Source organism: Pseudomonas sp. HLG18, from assembly GCF_051903985.1.
GTDB lineage: Bacteria > Pseudomonadota > Gammaproteobacteria > Pseudomonadales > Pseudomonadaceae > Aquipseudomonas > Aquipseudomonas fluorescens_BT.
On record NZ_CP195831.1, the window covers coordinates 5,817,877 to 5,838,594 of the forward strand.

The following is a 20,718-nucleotide window of genomic DNA, read 5'->3' on the forward strand; positions in this document are numbered from 1 at the left end:
GCGTTTCAGGCGGGCGGTTTTGCACTGCGGTGGGTATTTTCCACCCACTCGCGCTCCGCAAATGTGCGGGGCCGGTAACGCCTGCTCGACCGATCGGTCAGAATGGCGACCGTTTTTCCCTCTATGAGGGCTTTGGATTAAACCTGCGGACTGTTTGTCAGTCACAGATTTCATGAGGGCCATCATGGCCTGCCGTTTCAGCTGCGTCGTGCCAATGGATGCAGTCGTTTTCAGGAGCTTTGTGCATGACGCGCACGCGTAAAATCTTCGCCTGGACCTTCGCCACCCTTGTGCTGCTTCTGGCGGTGCTGGTGTTGATCATCGTGTTTTTCGACTGGAACCGGATCAAACCGCCGCTCAACGCCAAAGTCTCGGAAGAATTGCACCGACCGTTCGCCATCAACGGCAACCTGTCGGTGGTCTGGCGGCGCGAACTCGACGAGGGCGGCTGGCGCGCCTGGGTGCCGTGGCCGCATGTGGTGGCCGAAGACCTGACGCTGGGCAACCCGGACTGGTCGAAGCAGCCGCAGATGGTCACCCTCAAACGGGTCGAGTTGCGCATCTCGCCACTGGCCTTGCTGGCACAACGGGTGACGATCCCGCGCATCGACCTGACCGAACCCAATGCGCAATTGCAGCGCCTGGCCGACGGCCGCGCCAACTGGACCTTCAAGTTCGATCCCAAGGATCCGAATGCCGAGCCCTCGAACTGGGTGGTCGACATCGGTGCCATCGGCTTCGACAAGGGCCACGTCACTCTGGATGACCAGACCCTCAAGACCAACCTCGACCTGTTGATCGATCCGCTGGGCAAGCCGATTCCGTTCAGCGACATCGTCGGCGACAAAGCCGCGAAAACCGCACAGGACAAGGGCGGTGCACCGCAGGATTACGCCTTCGGCCTGAAAGTCACCGGCCAGTACCACGGCCAGAAACTCGCCGGCCAAGGCAAGATCGGCGGTCTGCTGGCCCTGCAGGATGCGAGCAAGCCGTTCCCGTTGCAGGCCCAGGCGAAGATCGGCGACACCAGCATCGAACTCGCCGGCACCCTGACCGATCCGTTGAATCTCGGTGCGCTCGATCTGCGCCTGAAACTGGCGGGTGCCAGCCTCGGCAATCTGTATCCGCTGACCGGCGTGACCCTGCCGGACACCCCGCCTTATGCCACTGACGGCCATTTGATCGCCAAGCTGCATGAGCCGGGCGGCGCGCAATTTCGTTATGAACAGTTCAACGGCAAGATCGGCAGCAGCGACATCCATGGTGATCTGGCTTACGTCGCCAGCCAGCCGCGCCCCAAGCTGAGTGGCGCGCTGCTCTCCAATCAACTGTTGTTCGCCGACCTCGCGCCATTGATCGGTGCCGACTCCAACGCCAAGCAGAAGGCCCGTGGCGGCGAAAGCAAGCAGCCGGCAGACAAGGTACTGCCTGTGGAAGAGTTCAAGACCGAGCGCTGGCGCGACATGGACGCCGACGTCGAATTCACCGGCAAGCGCATCGTTCACAGCGAAGAACTGCCGTTTACCGACCTCTATACCCACCTGAAACTCAATGACGGCGAACTGAGCCTGGAGCCGCTGCGTTTCGGCGTGGCCGGCGGCAACCTCGATGCGCAGATTCGCCTCAACGGTCGCACCGAGCCGCTGGAAGGCCGGGCCAAACTGACCGCGCGCAAGTTCAAGCTCAAGCAGCTGTTCCCGACCTTTGAACCGATGAAGACCAGTTTCGGCGAGCTCAACGGCGACGCCGACATCGCCGGTCGGGGCAACTCGGTGGCCAAACTGCTGGGCGGTGCCAACGGCAACCTGAAGATGCTGATCAACGACGGCGCCATCAGTCGTGAGCTGATGGAGTTGGCAGGGCTCAACGTCGGTAACTACGTGGTCGGCAAAGTCTTTGGCGACAAGGAAGTGAAGATCAACTGCGCGGCGGCGGACTTCGACATCAAAACCGGCCTGGCGACCACGCGGCTGTTCGTGTTCGATACCGAGAACGCGATCATCTACATCGACGGCACAGCGAACATGGCCACCGAGCAACTGGATCTGACGGTGACGCCGGAATCCAAGGGCTGGCGCCTGATTTCCCTGCGCTCACCCTTGTACGTGCGTGGCAAGTTCATCAAGCCGGATGCCGGGGTCAAAGCGGTGCCGCTGATGTTGCGCGGGGCGGGAATGGTGGCCTTGGGCGTGATCGCCGCGCCGGCGGCGGGGCTGCTGGCGCTGGTGGCGCCGAGCGGTGGCGAGCCGAACCAGTGCGCGCCGCTGTTGGAGCAGATGAAGGCGGGCAAGGCACCCGTCACAGTGAAACCTACAAAATGATCGGTGATTGACAGGGCCTCTTCGTCGGATCGCCGCCCGGACCAAGCCCGCTCCCACAGGGTTTCACTGAACCTGTGGGAGCGGGCTTGCCCGCGATTGGATCTGGAGGACTCAGAGGTCTTTCAGGATATCCGCCATGTCATCCGCATGCTCTTCTTCCTGAGCCAGGATGTCTTCGAAGATCCGGCGCGTGGTCGGATCCTTTTCGCCGATGTACTGGATGATTTCGCGGTAGCTGTCGATGGCAATCCGCTCGGCCACCAGGTCTTCGTAGACCATTTCCTTCAAGGTGTTGCCGGCCACGTATTGCGCGTGGGACATCTTCGACAGCAGGTCAGGGTTGAATTCAGGCTCGCCGCCCAGTTGCACGATGCGCTCGGCGAGACGGTCGGCGTGTTCGGCTTCCTGAGTGGCGTGCTCAAGGAACTCGTCGGCGGCGACATTGGCTTTCAGGCCGTTGGCCATGAAGTAGTGGCGCTTGTAGCGCAGGACGCAGACCAGTTCAGTGGCCAGCGATTCGTTGAGCAGGCGCAGCACTTCTTCACGGTTGGCGCTGTAGCTTTCGGTCACCGCGCCATTTTCCACATGCTGGCGTGCGCGCTCGCGCAGGGTTTGAACATCAGACAAATGCAGGTCACTCATTTCAGTCTCCTGGAGGCTAATCCGATTGGCGTCACGTTCTGCTGACGTGATCGTTACCTGGTTGTGAGTGATGAACGCTGCAAAAAGTTTTGTCGGATTCAGCGCGGGGCATGTCCCGAAAGCAATGCCTCCTCGCGCAGCCAGGCAAAAAACGCCTTCACCGGCGGGTGCCGCTCGCGGCCCGGTACGCAAAGTGCGCTGTATCCGGCGCCATCGACCTGTACCTCGCCCTTGTACGGCACCAGCAGACCGCTGGCGACGCTTTGCGACACCAGGATGTTGCTCGCCAGCACCAGCCCCTGTCCGGCAATGGCCGCTTGCAGGGCGTAATGCTCTTCGTCGTATTCGCGGACGGCCGGGTGTTGATTCAACCAGTTTTCGCCCGACTGGGCGCACCAGGCCTCCCAACCGTGAGCGTAGAGCTTCGAATTGTGCCAATGCACGCTGATCAGCGCCGGGGTGCGGCGGGCGGCCAGCGCCACCTGTTCCGGCGAGCCGTACACGCCGAACGATTCATCGAACAGGCACAGCCCGTAGAGGTTCGGGTAATCGTCGAGGCTGTAGCGCAACACCAGATCGACGCTGGCGTCCTGATGCAGGTCGATCACTTCGCAATGGGTATCCAGCCGCACATTGATGTTCGGATGTTTTGCGTAAAACCGCCCCAGGCGCGGCACCAGCCACAGCGCGGCGAACGCGGCGGTGGTCGACAGCGTCAGGCTGCTGCCGCTGCGTTGCGGGCGCAGGGTGTCGACGCTTTGCGCTACCTCCAGAAACGCCCCATGCAGGCTGCGGAACAGCCGCTCGCCACCCTCGGTCAGGCGCACCTGACGCGGCAGACGTTCAAACAGGGCGACGCCGAGCCAGTCCTCCAGCGAACGGATCTGATGGGAAATCGCCGTCGGCGTCACCGCCAGTTCTTCGGCGGCCGCCTTGAAACTAAGCAGGCGTGAGGCGGATTCGAACGCGCGCAAGGCGGTCAGGGGCAAGGCTGCGAACATGAAAACTCCATGGATGAAATCAATTCATCCAGACTGATTTTTGCTCATTTGAGGCGATGAGGTGATGCCTGCAATCTGGCGCCACACAGTCACTCAAGTCTAGTCCCAAGGAGTTTCAGATGAGCAAGATTCTTGTGGTTCATGCCAGTCCCCGCGGTGAGCGCTCCCATTCTCGGCGCTTGGCCGAAAGCTTTCTAAGCGCCTGGCAAGTCCGTCATCCACAGGCTCAGGTTACTCGCCGTGAAGTCGGGCGGGCGGTGATTCCGGCGGTGAATGAAGCGTTTGTCGCGGCAGCGTTTTATCCGGAACCCGAAGCGCGGCCGCTAACGATGCAGGCCGATCTGGCGCTCAGCGATCAACTGGTGGGCGAGCTGTTCGATCACGACCTGCTGCTGATTTCCACGCCGATGTACAACTTCAACGTGCCCAGCGGCCTCAAGGCCTGGGTCGATCAGATCGTGCGTCTGGGCCTCACGTTCGATCACACCCTCGACAACGGCATCGCCCAGTACACGCCGCTGCTGCACGGCAAAAAGGCGCTGATCGTCACCAGTCGCGGCGGTTTCGGATTCGGTCCGGGCGGCGAGCTGGAAGCGCTGAACCACGCCGATCCATGGTTGCGCACCGCGCTGGGCTTCATCGGTATCAACGACGTCACGGTGGTCGCCGCCGAGGGCGAGGAGTCCGCTGAGCGCACCTTCGCGGTGTCGGTGGCCGAGGCCGAGCAGCGCTTGCTCGATCTCGCCCGGGAGTTCTAGGTGGCCTGGCTGTTTCTGCTGATCGCGGCAGGGTTTGAAGTCACCTTCGCCATGGGCATGAAATACGCCGAGGGTTTCACCCGGCTCTGGCCGTCGCTGATCACCGTGGTCGCGGCGGTGGGCGGGATTTATTTCCTGACCCTGGCAATGCGCGAGTTGCCGGTGAGCATCGCCTACCCGATCTGGACCGCCATCGGTTCGCTCGGCACGGTGTTTCTCGGTTTCGCGCTGCTGGGCGAGAGCCTGACGCTGGTGAAGTTGCTGTCGGTGGGGCTGATTGTGGCGGGGGTGGTGGGGCTGAAGTAGGCTGGTCGTGGAGTTGTCATCATCGAGGAGGATGCTTGGCGTGCGTTTTGCACGTCGTGCCTCCACCCACCGACCACAGGGATGTCTGCCCATGTCGCAGGAATCGGCCACACGTTATCCACTGGTGCTGGTGCCGGGAATGCTCGGTTTCATTCGTCTGGTGCTGTACCCGTACTGGTACGGGATCATCAAAGCGTTGCGCCGGGGTGGCGCGACGGTGATCGCGGTGCAGGTGTCGCCGCTCAATTCCACCGAGGTGCGCGGCGAGCAGTTGCTGACGCGCATCGATGAAATCCTGCGCGAGACCGGCGCGGCCAAGGTCAATCTGTTCGGCCATAGCCAGGGTTCTCTGACGGCGCGTTACGCGGCGGCCAAGCGTCCGGACCTGGTGGCGTCGGTCACATCGGTGGCCGGGCCCAATCACGGTTCGGAACTGGCCGACTATCTGGCGAAACACTATCCGGCGGACAGCGCCAAGGGCCGAATCCTCGAGGCGCTGTTGCGTTTTGTCGGCTGGCTGATGGCGCTGCTGGAAACCGGTTATCACGGGCCGAAACTGCCGGTGGATATCCACGCCTCGCACCATTCCCTGACCAGCGAAGGCGTGGCGCTGTTCAACCAGCGTTATCCACAGGGTCTGCCGCAAACCTGGGGCGGGCACGGGCCGGAAGAGGTCAACGGGGTGCGTTATTACTCGTGGTCCGGCACCTTGCAACCGGGCAAGACCGACCGTGGTGGCAACCTGTTCGACGGCACCAACCGCAGCTGTCGTTTGTTTGCCAAAACCTTCGTGCGCGAGCCGGGGCAGTGCGACGGCATGGTCGGACGCTACAGCTCGCACCTGGGCACGGTCATCGGCGATGACTACCCGATGGATCACTTTGACATCGTCAACCAGTCGCTGGGACTGGTCGGCAAAGGGGCGGATCCGGTGCGGCTGTTCGTCGAGCATGCGGCGCGTTTGAAAGCCGCCGGGGTCTAGGCGGCGCTCGGAGTGCGGGAGCGACCGAGGACGGTGGTCCAGCGTTCGGAAAGAATCACCCCGCCCAGCGTCAGCAAGCCACCGACCAGGTGATACATCGCCAATTGTTCCTTCAACACCACTGCGGCAATCAGCGCGGTGATCAACGGCAGCAGGTTGAAGAACAGCGTGGTCCGGCTCGGCCCCAGACGCTGTACGGCCTGCATCCACGCCAGCGGCGCGAGCATCGAGGCCAGCAGGCACGCGTACAGCACCAGCGGAATGTTCTGCAGGGTCAGGCCGGTTTTCGGCGACGCGGCATACAGCGGAAACAGCACCACCACCGCCACCAGCACCTGCAAATACAGCAACACCAGCGGCGGCAGGCGCAGCTGCCATTTTTTCAGCAGGGTGCTGTAGATCGCGTAGGCGAGGGTGGCGATCAGCATCATCGCGTCACCTAGGTTCACCCCGTGTTGCAGCAATGCGCCGAGGCTGCCGGACGACACCACCACCAGCACGCCGGCGAACGACAGCACCGCACCGACCAGCGCGCCGGCGGTCAGGCGCTGGCCGAGGCTGATGATCGCCATGGCCAGCGACATCAACGGCATCAGCGACAGGATGATGCCCATGTTGGTGGCGCTGGTCAGGGTCGCGGCGAAGTAGGCCAGGCTCTGATAGACCGCCATGCCCAGCACGCCGAGGATGAAGATCTTGCCGAGATTCGGGCGAATCTGCGGCCAGTGCGCGATCACTTTCTTGAGCATGAACGGGGTAAACAGCAGGCCGGCAAGCAGCCAGCGGTAGAAGCCGATCTCGGCGGGGAAGATCGCACCGACGGCCAGTTTGTTGATCACGGTGTTGCCGGCCCAGATGAAAATCGCCAGCAGGGGAAACGCGTATTGCATGGGAGGAGAAACCAGTACGTTGATGAACGGCGATTATCCTCTGTCTGGATGCAGGCCTATACTGCGAACCGGACAACCTGCCTCTGATTCCGGACAGCATGAACAGTAAACACATCGATCTGCTGGATTTCAGCGAACTGCCATCGGCGGTGTATTTCCGCTATGCCGACTTCAACGCCCACGAATACGCCGCGCCGCACCGCCATCCGTGGGGCACGCTGGAGTACGCGGCTCACGGCGTGCTGCACATGGATGTCGACGGCAGTCGTTTCATGTCACCGCCGCAATACGCGGTGTGGGTGCCGCCGCAGGTCGAGCACAGTTTCTACAGCCATCAGCCGGTCAATTATCGGGCGGTTTGCCTGGCGCCGGATGTCTGTTGCGACTTGCCGGCGCAGGCCTGCACCCTGGCGATCAGCGATATTCTCAAGGCCATCCTCAAGGACTTCGCCGCCCGCGATGTGAAAATCCCCGCGCTCGAGGCCGACCAGAGATTGGCCCAGGTGTTGGTGGATCAACTGCGCCAGGCGCCGGTTCATCAGTGTTATCTGCCATACGCCAGCAGCCCCGGGTTGCTGACGATCCTCGAAACCCTGCAGGCCGAGCCCGGCAACAATGAGCCGCTGGCGCACTGGGCGGCGCAGGTGCATGTCAGCGAGCGCACGCTGGCCCGGCAATTCGTGCGGGAGTTGGGGATGAGTTTCGGCGAATGGCGTCAGCGGCTGCGCTATCTCGCGGCCATCGAGGCGCTGGAAAGTACGCGTAGCGTGCAGGAAATCGCCTTCGATCTCGGCTACAGCAGCGGCTCGGCGTTCATTGCCATGTTTGCGCGGCAGGCCGGATGTACGCCGGAACAATACCGGCGCAGTCACCTTGAGGCTAGGAAGGTGTAACAAGCTTTGACTACACTCAGCCGGAGGCCGTATCCATCGATGCGGCGACAAGGAGAAAACTCCATGAAGATGTTGCGTGTCCCTTTGTTGATGATCGGTCTGCTGCTGTGCTCCCAGGGTTTCGCCGCCACGGCGCAACAGAACAAGATGACCACGTGTAACGCCGACGCCACGGCCAAGAGCCTCAAGGGTGACGAGCGCAAAGCCTTCATGAGCACTTGCCTCAAGGCCGCGCCGGCCGCCAATGACGCCAAGACCCTGACCCCGCAGCAGGAAAAGATGAAGACCTGTAATGCCGATGCCAAGACCAAGGCGCTGACCGGCGATGCGCGCAAGACGTTCATGAGTGATTGCCTGAAGAAGAAATAAACGCCAGAGCTTTGTGGTGAGTGTGCTGGCCCCATCGCGGGCAAGCCCGCTCCCACAGGGAGTGAGGCTGTTCACGACATTTGTGTTCGACACTTAACTTGTGGGAGCTGGCTTGCCAGCGATGAGGCCCGAAAGGTCTGCCCGCATATCCCTAGTGCTCCTCTCGGATCGCTGGCAGACTGCCAATCCTTTTACGCCGTTCGTTTTGAGGCTGTATGCCAACGTTTTCTGAGCGTCATGTTGTGTTCTGGGTCAGTTGCATCATCATTTTCGGCGGTCTGTTGCTGGTGTTGCCATTGCGTCTGCTGCCCAGTCTGCTGGCCGGGTTGCTGGTGTTCGAGCTGGTCAACATGCTCACCCCGCAACTGCAGCGGCTGATCGAAGGTCGCCGCGCACGCTGGCTGGCGGTGGCGTTGCTGGGCACGCTGGTGGTGAGTGTGCTGGCGCTGATCTTTGCCGGGGCCATCAGTTTCCTGCTGCACGAGGCGGAAAACCCCGGCGCTTCCCTCGACAAATTCATGGGCGTGGTCGACCGCGCGCGCGGGCAGTTGCCGCCGTTCATCGACGCCTACCTGCCGGCCAGCGCTGCCGAGTTCCGGGTGGCCATCGGCGACTGGATGAGCAAACACCTGGCCGACCTGCAACTGGTGGGCAAGGACGCGGCGCACATGTTCGTGACGCTGCTGATCGGCATGGTGCTCGGCGCGATCATCGCCTTGCAGCGCGTGCCGGACGTCACCAAGCGCAAGCCGCTGGCGGCTGCGTTGTTCGACCGTCTGCACCTGCTGGTTCAGGCGTTTCGCAATATCGTCTTCGCGCAGATCAAGATTTCCCTGCTCAACACCTTTTTCACCGGGATCTTCCTGGCGGTGATCCTGCCGCTGTTCGGGATCAAGCTGCCGCTGACCAAGACCCTGATCGTGCTGACCTTCCTGCTCGGTCTGCTGCCGGTGATCGGCAACCTGATGTCGAACACGCTGATCACCATCGTCGGCCTGTCACTGTCGATCTGGGTAGCGGTTGCCGCGCTGGGTTACCTGATCTTTATCCACAAGCTCGAATATTTCCTCAACGCGCGCATTGTCGGCGGGCAGATCAGTGCCAAGTCCTGGGAGTTGCTGCTGGCGATGCTGGTGTTCGAGGCCGCGTTCGGCCTGCCGGGGGTGGTGGCGGGGCCGATCTATTACGCGTACCTGAAGAGTGAGTTGAAGCTGGGCGGGATGGTTTGATCCAGACTTCCAGCGTCTGAACTGGCCCTTTCGCGAGCAAGCCCGCTCCCACAGGATCACACTGAACCTGTGGGAGCGGGCTTGCTCGCGAAGGGCGCACCGCCGCTTTTGGATCAGTTCACCGAGCCATAGCGTTTCATGGCTTCAATCGCCAGACCGCTGCCAATGCTGCCAAAGATGTTCCCTTCCACATGCCGCGCGTTGGGCAACATCGCCGAAACGCTGTTGCGCAGTGCCGGAATACCGCTCGAACCGCCGGTGAAGAACACCGTATCGACCTGACCCACCGCCACGTTGGCGTCCGCCAGCAATTGCGTAACGCTGCCACGTACCCGCTCCAGTTGCGCATCGATCGCCGCTTCGAACAGGGCGCGGCTCAGTTCCACGCTCAGCCCCGGCTCGATGCGATCCAGCGGCACGTGACGGCTGTCGTTGTGGGTCAGGTGGATCTTGGTTTCTTCCACTTCCATCGCCAGCCAGTGTCCGGCGCGCTGTTCGATCAGTTTGAACAGACGGTCGATGCCGCCGGTGTCCTCGATGTCGTAGCGCATGCTGCCCAGGGCCAGGGTGGATTTCTGCGAGTACACCGAGTTGATGGTGTGCCACGTTGCCAGGTTCATGTGGTGGCTGGTCGGCATGAGCGCACCGCTCTTCATGCGGCTGCCATAGCCGAACAGCGGCATCAGGCCTTGCAGGCTCAATTGCTTGTCGAAATCGGTCCCGCCGATGTGTACGCCGCCGGTGGCGAGGATATCGTCGTGACGGTTGTCCATCCCCCGACGCTCGGGCGACAGGCGCACCAGCGAGAAGTCCGAGGTACCACCGCCGATGTCGACGATCAGTACCAGTTCTTCCTTTTCGATGGTCGACTCGTAGTCGAAGGCCGCGGCAATCGGTTCGTACTGGAACGACACGTCCTTGAAACCGAGCTTGCGTGCCACTTCCACCAGGGTGTCTTCGGCTTCCTGGTCGGCCAGCGGATCGTCGTCGACGAAGAACACCGGACGGCCCAGTACAACCTGCTCGAATTCACGACCGGCGGCAGCTTCGGCGCGGCTCTTGAGCTGACCGATGAACAGTCCGAGCAAGTCCTTGAACGGCATCGCGGTGCCAAGGACGCTGGTGTCGTGCTTGATCAGCTTGGAACCGAGCAGGCTCTTGAGCGAGCGCATCAGCCGGCCTTCGTAGCCTTCCAGGTACTCGTGCAACGCCAGACGTCCGTACACCGGGCGGCGCTCTTCAATGTTGAAAAAGACCACCGACGGCAGGGTGATCTTGTCGTCTTCCAGCGCGATCATCGTTTCCATGCCGGGGCGCAGCCAGCCGACGGTGGAGTTGGACGTGCCGAAGTCGATGCCGCAGGCACGGGCTGGAGAGGCGTCTTTCATGGTCTTTCGGTTCCGGTCAAAAAAACGGCCGCGCAGTGTATGTCAGTGCGCGACAGATTCGAAGGCCGGTCATCTGCTATTTAGCGACTAAGCTTGCTTGAAAGTCGGCGCTTTGCCCCAAACTTGCTGGCATGGGCCGGCAGACACACCGGTGGTCGCAAGAACCGCCGTCCACTGCCGATAAACTTCTGCTGCGCCACCCGGTCACAAACTTGAGATCGGTCAACCCGGCACGCGCAAATCGGCGCATGCTGAAGATGGCGCGAAATCGATAACGGATGGTGACTCCTTCGATGGACTTCAAAGACTATTACAAGATACTCGGCGTGGAGCCAACGGCTGACGACAAGGCGATCAAGGCGGCCTATCGCAAGCTCGCGCGCAAATACCACCCCGATGTCAGCAAGGAAAAGGACGCCGAGGCCAAGTTCAAGGACGCCTCGGAAGCCTATGAAGCGCTGAAAAGCGCTGACAAGCGCGCCGAATACGACGAACTGCGTCGTTATGGCCAGCACGGTCAGCCGTTCCAGGGCCCGCCGGGCTGGCAGAGCCGTGGCGGTTTTGGCGGCGGCGGTGGCGACACCGGTGACTTCTCGGACTTCTTCAGTTCGATCTTCGGCAATCGCGGCCCCGGTTTCGGTGGCGGCGCTGGCCGGCAATCTCGCAGCGCCGGGCGCCGAGGGCAAGACGTGGAACTGGAACTGCCGATTTTCCTGGAAGAAACCCTGTCGAACGAATCGAAAAAGATCAGCTTCCAGGTACCGCAATACAACGCCAACGGCCAGCACATCAGCAACACCAGCAAGAGCCTGAACGTGAAGATCCCGGCGGGCGTGACCGACGGCGAGCGCATCCGCCTCAAGGGCCAGGGCGCACCGGGCATCGGTGGCGGCGCCAATGGCGATCTGTACCTGACCATCCGATTCGCACCGCACCCGAAATTCGACGTTGAAGGCGAAAACCTGATCATCACCTTGCCGCTGGCACCGTGGGAACTGGCGCTGGGCACCGAAGTGGCCGTGCCGACCCTGACCGGCAAGATCAACCTGAAGGTGCCGGCGGGCAGCCAGAACGGTCAGCGCATGCGCGCCAAGGGCCACGGCCTGCAGAACAAGGCCGGCGAGCGCGGTTATCTGTTTGTCCAGCTCAAGGCCGTGATGCCGAAAGCCAACGGCGATGACGTCAAGGCACTGTGGCAGGAACTGGCGAAGAAGGCCGCCTTCAATCCGCGAGAGAACTTCTGATACTGACGACGGAGTAGCCCATCATGAGCAGCCCCCTGATCGTTCAACTGGACATGGCAGAATTCTGTGAGGCGGCCGATCTGTCGGACGTCTACGTGATCGAAATCGTCGAACACGGCATCCTCGAACCTCAGGGCGCGCAGCCCCGGGAATGGCGTTTCACCGACTACGAACTGGTCCTGGCCAAACGCGCCGCCAAGCTGCGGCGCGACCTGGAGCTGGAATGGGAAGGCGTCGCCCTGGCGCTGGACCTGCTGGAAGAGGTGCAGGAGCTGCGGGCCGAGAACCGCATGCTTCGCCAGCGTCTGGCGCGGCTGGTGATCGAGTGACCGCTTCAGGTCTTCCTTGGCAGCATCACGCTGAACAGCGTTCCGTCGGTTTCGCTTGAGCTGACCTCGATCGTCCCGCCGTGGGCGGTCACCACCTCCTTGACGATGAACAGCCCAAGGCCAAGGCTGGTGGACGGTTGTCCGAGTTCTTCATCGGCGCTGCGTACCAGCGGATCGAATATCGTGCCGATCGCCTCATCCGGGATCGGTTCGCCATAGTTGTGCACCGACAAATGCACCGCGTCGTTCTCGCCACGCAAGGTCACGATCACTTCGCGCGGGTTCGAACCATGTTGCAGGGCGTTGCCGATCAGGTTCTGCAGCAACTGATCCAGCCGTCCCGCATCCCAGACACCTCGAGTGTCCCCTTCGATCTTCAGCGTCGGGTCGCACTCGGGATTGGCAGCGCAGGCTTCGGCGATCGCTGCCCGCGTCGTGTCGGCCAGATCCATCGGCGCCGGTTCGATGGGCAGGCTCCTGCCGAGGCGGCTGCGCACCAGTTCCAGCAGGTCGCTGACCATCGCCGCCATGTGCCGGGCGCTGTGCTTGATGTTGAGTGCGCAAGTCAGCGCATCGCCCTCAAGCGTGGTTTTGCGCATCAGCAATTCGTTGGACATGCTCACCGCCTGCAGCGGTGCGCGCAGGTCATGGCCAAGAATGGCGAGAAAGATGTCCCGCGAACGGTTGACCTGTTCGGCGTAGGCCGCCGTCGATTCGGCGAGGGCTTCATCGATGGCTTCGTTGAAGCGGATCATGTCCTGAAAGTACGCCATGTCCGGGGATTCCAGACTGCCGACCCAGAGGCGGATCACACAGGCACGCAAATGGCGGAACTCCGACGTCATCTGCACCAGGTCGAAGCCCACGGTATGACGCAACTCACCGTGGCTGGCGCCGGCCTCGTCCAGGCTCGGGGTTTTCTCCGGGCCTTCGCCCTTGGCCTTGGCGAGCTGCTCGCTGGCGGTCTGTGCGGTTTCCATGTCGCGCGCGGCGGCCAGCAGAATCGCCCGGGCATGATCGCGCAGCGCTGCCCGATCCATGGTGTCGGCCGCCGGGGTGATGGTCCTGGCGAACTGTTCCCACTCCTCGACGATGTGATCCGCGTGTTGCCGGATGAATTCGGATAAACGCATGTCCGGGTTCCTGGAAATTCAAGGCGGGGCGTTCGAATATTAGCCCCTTTATGCGGGAATGAAAGCGCCGTTCGAGCCAGCAATTCCCGCTGACAAGTTACCCTGCTGCGATACCTATGTACCGCAGCCACAGCAGTGCGCCATGGTCTGCTTTTCGCTCCATTTCAAGGAGCGAAACCATGTCCGACACACCCGTCAATTCACTTTCGCCGGACAACGTCGCACCGCCGCCGGGACCGGTCGTGACGCAGAGTCTGCACGCCGATTTTCTTCGGCAATCCAGCCCGCAGTGGCTGGTCAATGCACCGTTGCGCCAGCGCGAGGCCTTGAAGAATGCCGACTCCGCCCCGCCGGACTGGTACAGGCGCGCATCCCGCGAGCAACGCAAGGCCGTGGGTGACGCTGCGGCCGACAGCCTCGCTGCCCGGTCGCGCCTGGACAAGGCCATGTCGACCTTCCAGGACATCGACCGCTTCGCCGCACCATTGCTGACCCAGGCCCTCAAGGACCGTTTCAATGTGACGCTGGACGTCAACAAGACCTGGCTGGTACTGAACAAACCGGTGGAGATGGGGATTTTTGCCATCGAAATCGATTTTTTCGAAGTCATGAAACTGCCTCTGCTGCAAGCTGCATTGCACAACTTCGAAGCCCGTGAAGGTAAACGTGGAGAGTTTCATCAAACGTCGGGATTTCGCGTTGAAACCTCGAAGCCAGGCATTCTGCAGCCGTTGAGTACCCGTTTGACCGTCGAACAGTTCATCGGTCTGTGTCGTACGCTGGACATCGGGGCGAAATATCAGGCGTATCTCAAGGATTTCCTGCACCCCAAAGACGCGGCGGCCGAGGATGCATTGCGCGACACATTCATCGACGCGCACAAGACCGCCCTGCGTGCGGCAGCCGAACTGGCCCTGGTCAAAGGCGACATCGGGCGCGAAGACTATGCATCGATTCGCTCGGTCCTCAATGGCGAACTGGCGCCGCGTCAGGGCAAGCGGCAGATCTGGTTCTGCGATCTGGGCCTGATGGGGCGGCGCATGACCGGTTGTGTGATGTTCACGATCTGCGAGAAGTACCGCTACAGCGACGATTCGATGCTGTATATCCCGGGCGATCCCTATCACCCGCTCAAACGCTACAAGGGCCGGGAAATCGAAGCGATGTTCAAGCAGCGCTTCACCGCTCGCGATGCCAGTCAGGTTCATCCTGCAGAACCGAATGCCTACCAGCGCTTTTTCAGCCAGTTTGTCGCCTATGCGGACCGACCACACTTTTTCAGTCAGTTCACCGAAGACACACCCGACCGGACATTCGCACAGAGACTGGAGCCTTACAGTTCGCTGCTCAATGAGATTCTCAAGGCCTTCAATCCCCTCAGCGGGACGCTTGTCGGGATTCGCGAGTTGCCGCCGGCGTCACCGGTCGCGCAGGTGCCGAATGCGGATCCGTATCTGAATCCTGTGGACCTTTCCCGCAAGGGCCACGGGATCTGGGCGGATAACGTCGATCTATGGAATTACCTGTTCGAACAGCATCGCGACCGCTTGATTACCGATGCTCGCAGCCATGCCGTGCCCACGGCGGATGTCGATGCCAGAGTACGCTCGGAAAAGCTCTCCTCGCTGCTGAATATCGGCATGCTGGTGCTGACTGGCGTTTCGATGTTCGTGCCGGTGCTGGGCGAAGTGATGATGGTGGTGATGGCAGGGCAACTGCTCGAAGAAACCTTTGAAGGCGCCATCGAGTGGAGTGAGGGGGATCGCAAGGCTGCAAAGGCACACCTGATCGATGTCGCGCAAAACCTCGCATTGGTGGCTCTGATGGCGGGTGCCGGCAAAGGGCTCGCCCGGCTGACCGCAGCCAGACCGACACCGGTCATCGAGAACCTGCATCAGGTGCAAATGCCCGATGGCACGACCCGCTTGTGGAGGCCGGATCTGAGTGACTACGCGAGTCCGGTCACGCTGGACTCGCGTGCAGTGCCGAATGCATTGGGGCAGTACGAGGTCGGGCAAAACCACTACATTCGGCTTGAAGGCAAGACGTACCGGCAGACTTATGACGAGTCGCTCAGGGCATGGCGAATCAATCACCCAAACGATCCACAGGCTTATCAACCGCTGCTGACACACAACGGCGCCGGCGCTTGGCGACATACGCTCGAGCGTGCGCAGAACTGGGACCGGCTGACACTCTTGCGGCGCATCGGCTACAGCACCGATGCGTTCACTGACGAGCAGCTGCTGACCCTTGCCGATATGGCCGGTGTCAGCGATGACGCCTTGCGCAGGATGCATCTGGACAATGCCTTGCCCCCTCCGGAGCTGGCGGATGCCATGCGTCTGCTCAACACCGAGCGGGATGCCGGGCTGATCGTCGAGCAGATTGCAGGCCGACAGGCCATTGACGATCGTTATCTGCAGGTGCTGCCACTGCTGCCCGACATGCCACGCTGGCCGTGGGGGCGGCAGTTGAAGGTCTACGATGCGGCCGATCTGTCGGGCACCGCGCGCGGCTACGGGGTGAAGCGCGGGGGCAAGGCGCCGATCCGCATCAGTCGGGACGAGGTACTTGGCGGTGCGTTGCCTGCGCGCATTCTCGCGGCACTGGATGAAGCCGAGACGGTTCGTCTGTTGGGTGGCGAGCCGGCGCGCGTTCGGGCTGCACGGCCCCGGGAGCTCGCCGCACAGATGGCCGATTTTGCCAGCGCGCAGCAGTCGGCGCTGTTCGACAGCCTGCTCAAAGGTACTGCCCCCGTGGATCCCCGGACGGCGAAGCTGCAACGGATCATCCCCGGCCTGACCGAGCGAGCGGCCAGCGCCGTCCTGAGTCAGGCGAATGCCGGAGAACTGGCGAGGCTGGACAGTACGGCGAAGGTCCCGCTGCATTTGCAGGAACTCGGTCGCTGGTATGGCCAGACGGGTCGCCTGACCCGAGCTATGGCCGGGTTGCGCAGTGAAACCATGGCATCTGCCGACAGCCGCCATCTCGCATTGCAGACATTGGGACGACTGCCAGGCTGGTCCAATGACGTGCGTCTGGAAATCCGCGAGGGCAGCATTGACGGGCCGATGCTGGACGCCATCGGCAGCGAAACCGCCTCGACGCGCAAGTACCTCGTCAAGTACGGGGATGCCTATCAGGCTGTCAATGAGCGCGATGAACCGCTCAACAGCATTCCGCACAAAGGTGACAATTTTTACGCTTCGTTGATGCATGCCTTGCCCGATGAGGCTCGTCATGGGCTGGGCCTGCCGAATGTTTGGCAGAGCAATGATCTGCAACGCACGATCATCGAACGGGCGCTCGCCGATCGCGGCCAGTCGGCCCGTATTCTGCGGGAAGGCACCGCCGAAAAACCATGGTTCAAACCGCCGCAACGCATAGCGCCCGGCGTGCTCGGCTATCCCGCCAGTGGTGACGGGCCGGGGCCGAGCCTGGCGTTGACCGTTCACGTGCAGAACGTTTATCCGGGATTGAATGACGCCCAGGCCCGAGGCTTTATTCTTGAGCAGTGGCGGTTGGGCAGGAGCGATCAACAGATTTTTCATTTGCTCAACAACCGGTTGAGCGAGTGGCAGAGGCTGGAAACGACACTCGATCAATGGCTGGTGTCGCAAAGCCTGCCTCTGCGCGCTACCCGTGACGAGTCAGTCAGCGTGGTGCAAAGCATCAAGGACTGCTGGCGCAATGCACCGTTGGCCGAGCACCATCGGCAAGCGGCCCGCCTGACACTCATAAGTGACGTGCCGTTGCCCTCATTGCCGGCGGACTTTGCCCACGTTCGCGAACTGACGCTGCACACCCCGGTGGTCGGCGATACGCTTGCCGCGTTTCCCAATGTCGAGAAACTGGTCCTGAGCGCAAGCGTGGCGGAGTTCGACAAAGTGCTCGCGACATTGAAGACGCTGCGACACATGACCCGCCTGAAACTCTCCACGCCGATCACCGGCCAGGTGGCGTCACGTCTGCGTGTGCTGACCCGGCTGGAAGAGCTGGAGCTGCACTGTACCGCCGGCGGGGTGAATCCGGTGGTGCCCATGACGCTCGACGTCGCTGGCATGCGCCAATTGCGCAGGCTCGAAGTCGTCAGTCCGCAGATGTACCAGTGGCCGCAGGGCGTTCTGGATTTGCCGCGACTCGAGCGTCTGAATCTGCGAGCGACCGCGATCAATACTCTGCCGGTGGAAATCTATGAAGGCCATCAGCGATTGTTGTCCGGCCTGTCACTGGACTGGTCGAAATTTCCGCGTCGGGTGTTCAAGCCGATCTATGAATTTGTCCGCAGTCAACCTCGGCATCTGCTCGATCTGGACGAAATGGTTGCGGATTATTGTCGCGGTGAACTCAAGCGTTTTGTCGACATGGAAGCGAACCTGTTCGATGTCTTGAGCCCGGGGTTCAAGGCCCAGTGGACGGACGTCGGCAGTCGTTTTGCCGCGATCGAAACCTTGAGTGAGCAGTTCAGTGAACTGAACCGGCTTCAGGAATGGGTCGGTTCCGATCCGACGGTATTCAATGGCGGCGCAGCACGCTCGGCGGTGGCCGAAGCGTTGCGAAGCAGTTGGCGCAGCGGGTTGTTCCAGCGCTATGGCGCACGTACCGAAAGCCTGTTCTACAACCTCTATGTCAGCCCGCCCAACGATGCCTCGGTGCTGGCTATTCTCGGCTCGCCGATGGACAGCCTTCCGAGCTTGTCCGCTGAGGGCTTCACCCACGTCAGAAGCCTGCATCTGGCAGGGCTGCAGGTTCCGCTCGAACAGCTGCGTGGTTTTCTTCGTACCTTCAGCGGTGTCGATACACTGGACCTGAGCCATTGCGGTTTGTCTGCGCTGCCGCTGGAGTCAGCGGATCTGCCGGCGCTTGAAACGCTCAATCTGCATGACAACCCATTGAGCAGTATCGATGTGCGCGGAATGAATCGCCTGAAGTCGCTGGACCTCAGCGCAACGGCCCTGCGTGAATGGCCGACGGGTGCGGAGCAGCTGCCGGAACTGACCTGGCTGGACCTGAGTGACAGCCGGTTGACCTCGCTGCCGGACGCGTTGCTGGCGCGTGACGCGTTGTTGCTCGATACCAGCCTGAGCGGTACGCCGCTGACTGCACAGGCCAAAGCGTCGCTGCTCACAGCGCGCCAGCGCATCGAAACAGCCAGAGGTCTGTTGCCCGGATCGTTGCAGCGCTTTGCGCTGGAAGAACCGCGCCATCGAACCCCGCCCATCGAAAGTGGCTCAGTGATCGCCCGACGACTGCTGCCGTTACCGCCGCCGCTGGCAGGCGAGGGACCGGCGGGCTGGATCGCCCGAGTCCGGCGTCTGCGCCCGCAATACGACAACGCTCGGGCGCAACAGGCCATCGAGCGGATGCAGGACGCGGGCCTGACCGAGGTGCAGATCGGCGCGCAAATCGACGCATGGGACCGCGACTTCGAGTCCCTGACGCGGCGTCTGAACGATTGGCTGTTCACCCATGAAACCCGGGGCATGGATTGGGTCGTGTCATCGCGCACCCGTCAGCTCGCCGCGCAGCGCATCATGGAATGCTGGCGCGAAGGCACCGTCGACTGGAATGGCGTCCCGGATCGAGAACTGGATCTCAACGGTCTGCAGGTGGGCAACCTGCCGGAGCCGGGTACGACGTTTGCGGCAGTGAGTAGCTTGAACCTGGGGGGCGTCAAGCTCACTTCACAAGGCTCCAGTGGTTTCCTCAGGGCGTTCATGCAGGTACGTCGGCTCAACCTCAGCGGCAATCACTTGCCTGCAGTGCCCGAACCGGTGGCACAAATGCATCGGCTCGAGCGGCTGGAGCTGTCGCTTACCGGTCTTGCGGATTCCGCAGCTACGGGGCAAGCGCTGCAGAGGCTGACGCAGTTGCAGTGGCTGGACCTCAGCCATAACAGCCTGCGTTCGTTCAACGTCACGGGTTTCGGGCAGCTGGTGCGGCTGGATCTGCGCGATAACCTGCTGACTGCCTGGCCGGAGGGCGCATTGCAGGCCCCACGCTTGCAGGCGATTGACTTGAGCAACAATGAAATTGCATCGATCCCCCCCGAGCTGTTTGACGGCAGCCATACGGCGTTACTGGCCGGCAGCAATCTGGCGGAGAACTACGAAATATCGCAGCAGAGTCTGCTGAGACTGCGTGAATACGCCGATGCCCATGGCCGGCGCGACCTGCTGGGTCTGACGTATGCCGACATCGACCGGATGATCCATGACATGTACAGCACCACCGAAAGTGATGCCGAAGACCTGGAGGTCGAAAGTGAACCCGAAGAGGTTATTCCGGCACTCCCCGAAACGGTCCTTGAGCAGCAAGTGACACCGTGGATTGAAAACTTGCCCGAGGAGGACTCTGCACGCTATCGGGCGATGTGGCAGCGACTGGCTGCCGAACCCGACAACGCGGCGTTCTTTCACCTGCTGTCGCGGATGCCGGACACCGAAGAGTTCCGCGTATTTCGCGCCGACCTGACCCGTCGGGTCTGGGAAATCGTCGAAGCCGCCGATGGCAGCCAGGAGCTGCGTGACACGCTGTTTTCCATGGCCACCACGCACACGACCTGCGTCGACGGGCGAACCCTGGCGTTGAGTGAAATCGAGGTCAAGGTGTTCGAGTACAACGCCTTGCGCCATTTGCAGCCCGGTCTTGCGAACAAGGGGCGCGCCTTGCTCGACTTGTCGCGGCAATTGTTCCGCCTGGGCGAAGTGGAAAAACTCGCCACCCGCAGCATGGGGCGCCACGCGGATCCGGCTGAAGTACGCCTGCAGTATCGAATTGCTCTGACCTCCGGCTGGGAAGACGGTCTGCGTCTGCCGGGGCAACCTAGCCACATGCGGTTTGCCCGGCCGATCCGGGGCGAAGAACTGGCGGCTGCACGTGCCGCGGTAGTGAACGCAGAAAAAAGCGCACAGTTCTATGAGGATCTGATCAGCCGCGATTACTGGGTACAGTACCTCGAGGAGAAATATCCTCAGGCCTTCAGCGACCTGGATCAGCGTATGAGAGAGAAACAGTCGGACATCGAGGGCCGGTTCGAGGACGACCTGCACAGTGCGGATTATCAGGAGGCCGTGCAGATGCTCGAGATCGAGCGGGAACTGAAGCGCAATCTGAAACTGATTGAGTTATCCCGGCTGGAAACGGGTGAGCCCGCACCGGTCGAAACCGATGGTGCTCACCCACGCACCTCGCGGGACTTGGTGGACACCTCTGCTCGCTAGCCAGAGA

Annotated in this window: 15 protein-coding genes; 10 read left to right on the forward strand and 5 right to left on the reverse strand. The window is 61.7% G+C overall.

From position 1 onward, the window contains the following. The first annotated feature begins 245 nt into the window (after positions 1-245). Positions 246-2,321, forward strand: a complete 2,076-nt coding sequence (locus tag ACSPX5_RS26655) for an AsmA family protein (protein WP_439820567.1) — start codon at positions 246-248, stop codon at positions 2,319-2,321. Positions 2,322-2,432: 111 nt separating this feature from the next. On the opposite strand, the gene ACSPX5_RS26660 is transcribed toward ACSPX5_RS26655, so the two are convergent. Together ACSPX5_RS26660 and ACSPX5_RS26665 are read right to left on the reverse strand one after the other, a co-directional pair. Next, positions 2,433-2,963, reverse strand: a complete 531-nt coding sequence (locus tag ACSPX5_RS26660; RefSeq protein ID WP_064379129.1) for a ferritin-like domain-containing protein — start codon at positions 2,961-2,963, stop codon at positions 2,433-2,435. Between the two features lie 98 nt (positions 2,964-3,061). Continuing rightward, complete coding sequence (locus tag ACSPX5_RS26665; protein ID WP_064593150.1) at positions 3,062-3,964, reverse strand: LysR substrate-binding domain-containing protein; 903 nt, start codon at positions 3,962-3,964, stop codon at positions 3,062-3,064. Between the two features lie 119 nt (positions 3,965-4,083). On the opposite strand from ACSPX5_RS26665, the gene ACSPX5_RS26670 reads away from it, so the two are divergent. From ACSPX5_RS26670 to ACSPX5_RS26680, 3 genes are all read left to right on the forward strand, one after another. Next, on the forward strand, positions 4,084-4,722 hold the full coding sequence (locus ACSPX5_RS26670; RefSeq protein WP_439820568.1) for an FMN-dependent NADH-azoreductase: 639 nt from the start codon (positions 4,084-4,086) through the stop codon (positions 4,720-4,722). Further along, complete coding sequence (locus ACSPX5_RS26675) at positions 4,723-5,028, forward strand: DMT family transporter (protein WP_007950617.1); 306 nt, start codon at positions 4,723-4,725, stop codon at positions 5,026-5,028. Positions 5,029-5,119: 91 nt separating this feature from the next. Beyond that, positions 5,120-6,010: an esterase/lipase family protein gene (locus ACSPX5_RS26680; RefSeq protein WP_169428645.1), complete on the forward strand. Its 891-nt coding sequence runs from the start codon at positions 5,120-5,122 to the stop codon at positions 6,008-6,010. On the opposite strand, the gene ACSPX5_RS26685 is transcribed toward ACSPX5_RS26680, so the two are convergent. After that, positions 6,007-6,900, reverse strand: a complete 894-nt coding sequence (locus ACSPX5_RS26685) for a DMT family transporter (protein ID WP_169428646.1) — start codon at positions 6,898-6,900, stop codon at positions 6,007-6,009. The two genes, ACSPX5_RS26680 and ACSPX5_RS26685, sit on opposite strands and share 4 nt — an antisense overlap. A gap of 98 nt (positions 6,901-6,998) precedes the next feature. On the opposite strand from ACSPX5_RS26685, the gene ACSPX5_RS26690 reads away from it, so the two are divergent. The 3 genes from ACSPX5_RS26690 to ACSPX5_RS26700 all read left to right on the forward strand — a co-directional run bounded on the left by ACSPX5_RS26690 (position 6,999) and on the right by ACSPX5_RS26700 (position 9,391). Continuing rightward, positions 6,999-7,793 carry an AraC family transcriptional regulator gene (locus tag ACSPX5_RS26690; protein ID WP_169428647.1) on the forward strand — a complete coding sequence of 265 codons (795 nt, stop codon included), beginning with the start codon at positions 6,999-7,001 and terminating at the stop codon, positions 7,791-7,793. Positions 7,794-7,856: 63 nt separating this feature from the next. After that, positions 7,857-8,162 (forward strand): PsiF family protein, encoded by a 306-nt coding sequence (locus tag ACSPX5_RS26695; RefSeq protein ID WP_169428648.1) that lies wholly within the window; start codon positions 7,857-7,859, stop codon positions 8,160-8,162. A gap of 215 nt (positions 8,163-8,377) precedes the next feature. Further along, positions 8,378-9,391, forward strand: coding sequence for an AI-2E family transporter (locus ACSPX5_RS26700; RefSeq protein ID WP_169428649.1), 1,014 nt, complete (start codon positions 8,378-8,380; stop codon positions 9,389-9,391). 113 nt (positions 9,392-9,504) lie between these two features. On the opposite strand, the gene ACSPX5_RS26705 is transcribed toward ACSPX5_RS26700, so the two are convergent. Continuing rightward, positions 9,505-10,779 carry an Hsp70 family protein gene (locus ACSPX5_RS26705; protein WP_323161482.1) on the reverse strand — a complete coding sequence of 425 codons (1,275 nt, stop codon included), beginning with the start codon at positions 10,777-10,779 and terminating at the stop codon, positions 9,505-9,507. A gap of 293 nt (positions 10,780-11,072) precedes the next feature. Between ACSPX5_RS26705 and ACSPX5_RS26710 the strand changes: the two genes are divergently transcribed. Together ACSPX5_RS26710 and ACSPX5_RS26715 are read left to right on the forward strand one after the other, a co-directional pair. Continuing rightward, complete coding sequence (locus ACSPX5_RS26710; RefSeq protein ID WP_169428651.1) at positions 11,073-12,023, forward strand: DnaJ C-terminal domain-containing protein; 951 nt, start codon at positions 11,073-11,075, stop codon at positions 12,021-12,023. A 23-nt stretch (positions 12,024-12,046) separates the two neighbouring features. After that, the gene (locus tag ACSPX5_RS26715; RefSeq protein WP_207865627.1) at positions 12,047-12,352 is read left to right on the forward strand and encodes a chaperone modulator CbpM; all 306 of its coding nucleotides are present in this window, start codon (positions 12,047-12,049) and stop codon (positions 12,350-12,352) included. A gap of 5 nt (positions 12,353-12,357) precedes the next feature. On the opposite strand, the gene ACSPX5_RS26720 is transcribed toward ACSPX5_RS26715, so the two are convergent. After that, positions 12,358-13,485 carry a sensor histidine kinase gene (locus ACSPX5_RS26720; RefSeq protein ID WP_207865628.1) on the reverse strand — a complete coding sequence of 376 codons (1,128 nt, stop codon included), beginning with the start codon at positions 13,483-13,485 and terminating at the stop codon, positions 12,358-12,360. A gap of 179 nt (positions 13,486-13,664) precedes the next feature. Here ACSPX5_RS26720 and ACSPX5_RS26725 point away from each other — a divergent pair, with 179 nt between their 5' ends. Beyond that, on the forward strand, positions 13,665-20,711 hold the full coding sequence (locus ACSPX5_RS26725) for an NEL-type E3 ubiquitin ligase domain-containing protein (RefSeq protein ID WP_439820569.1): 7,047 nt from the start codon (positions 13,665-13,667) through the stop codon (positions 20,709-20,711). The last annotated feature ends 7 nt before the right edge of the window (positions 20,712-20,718 follow it).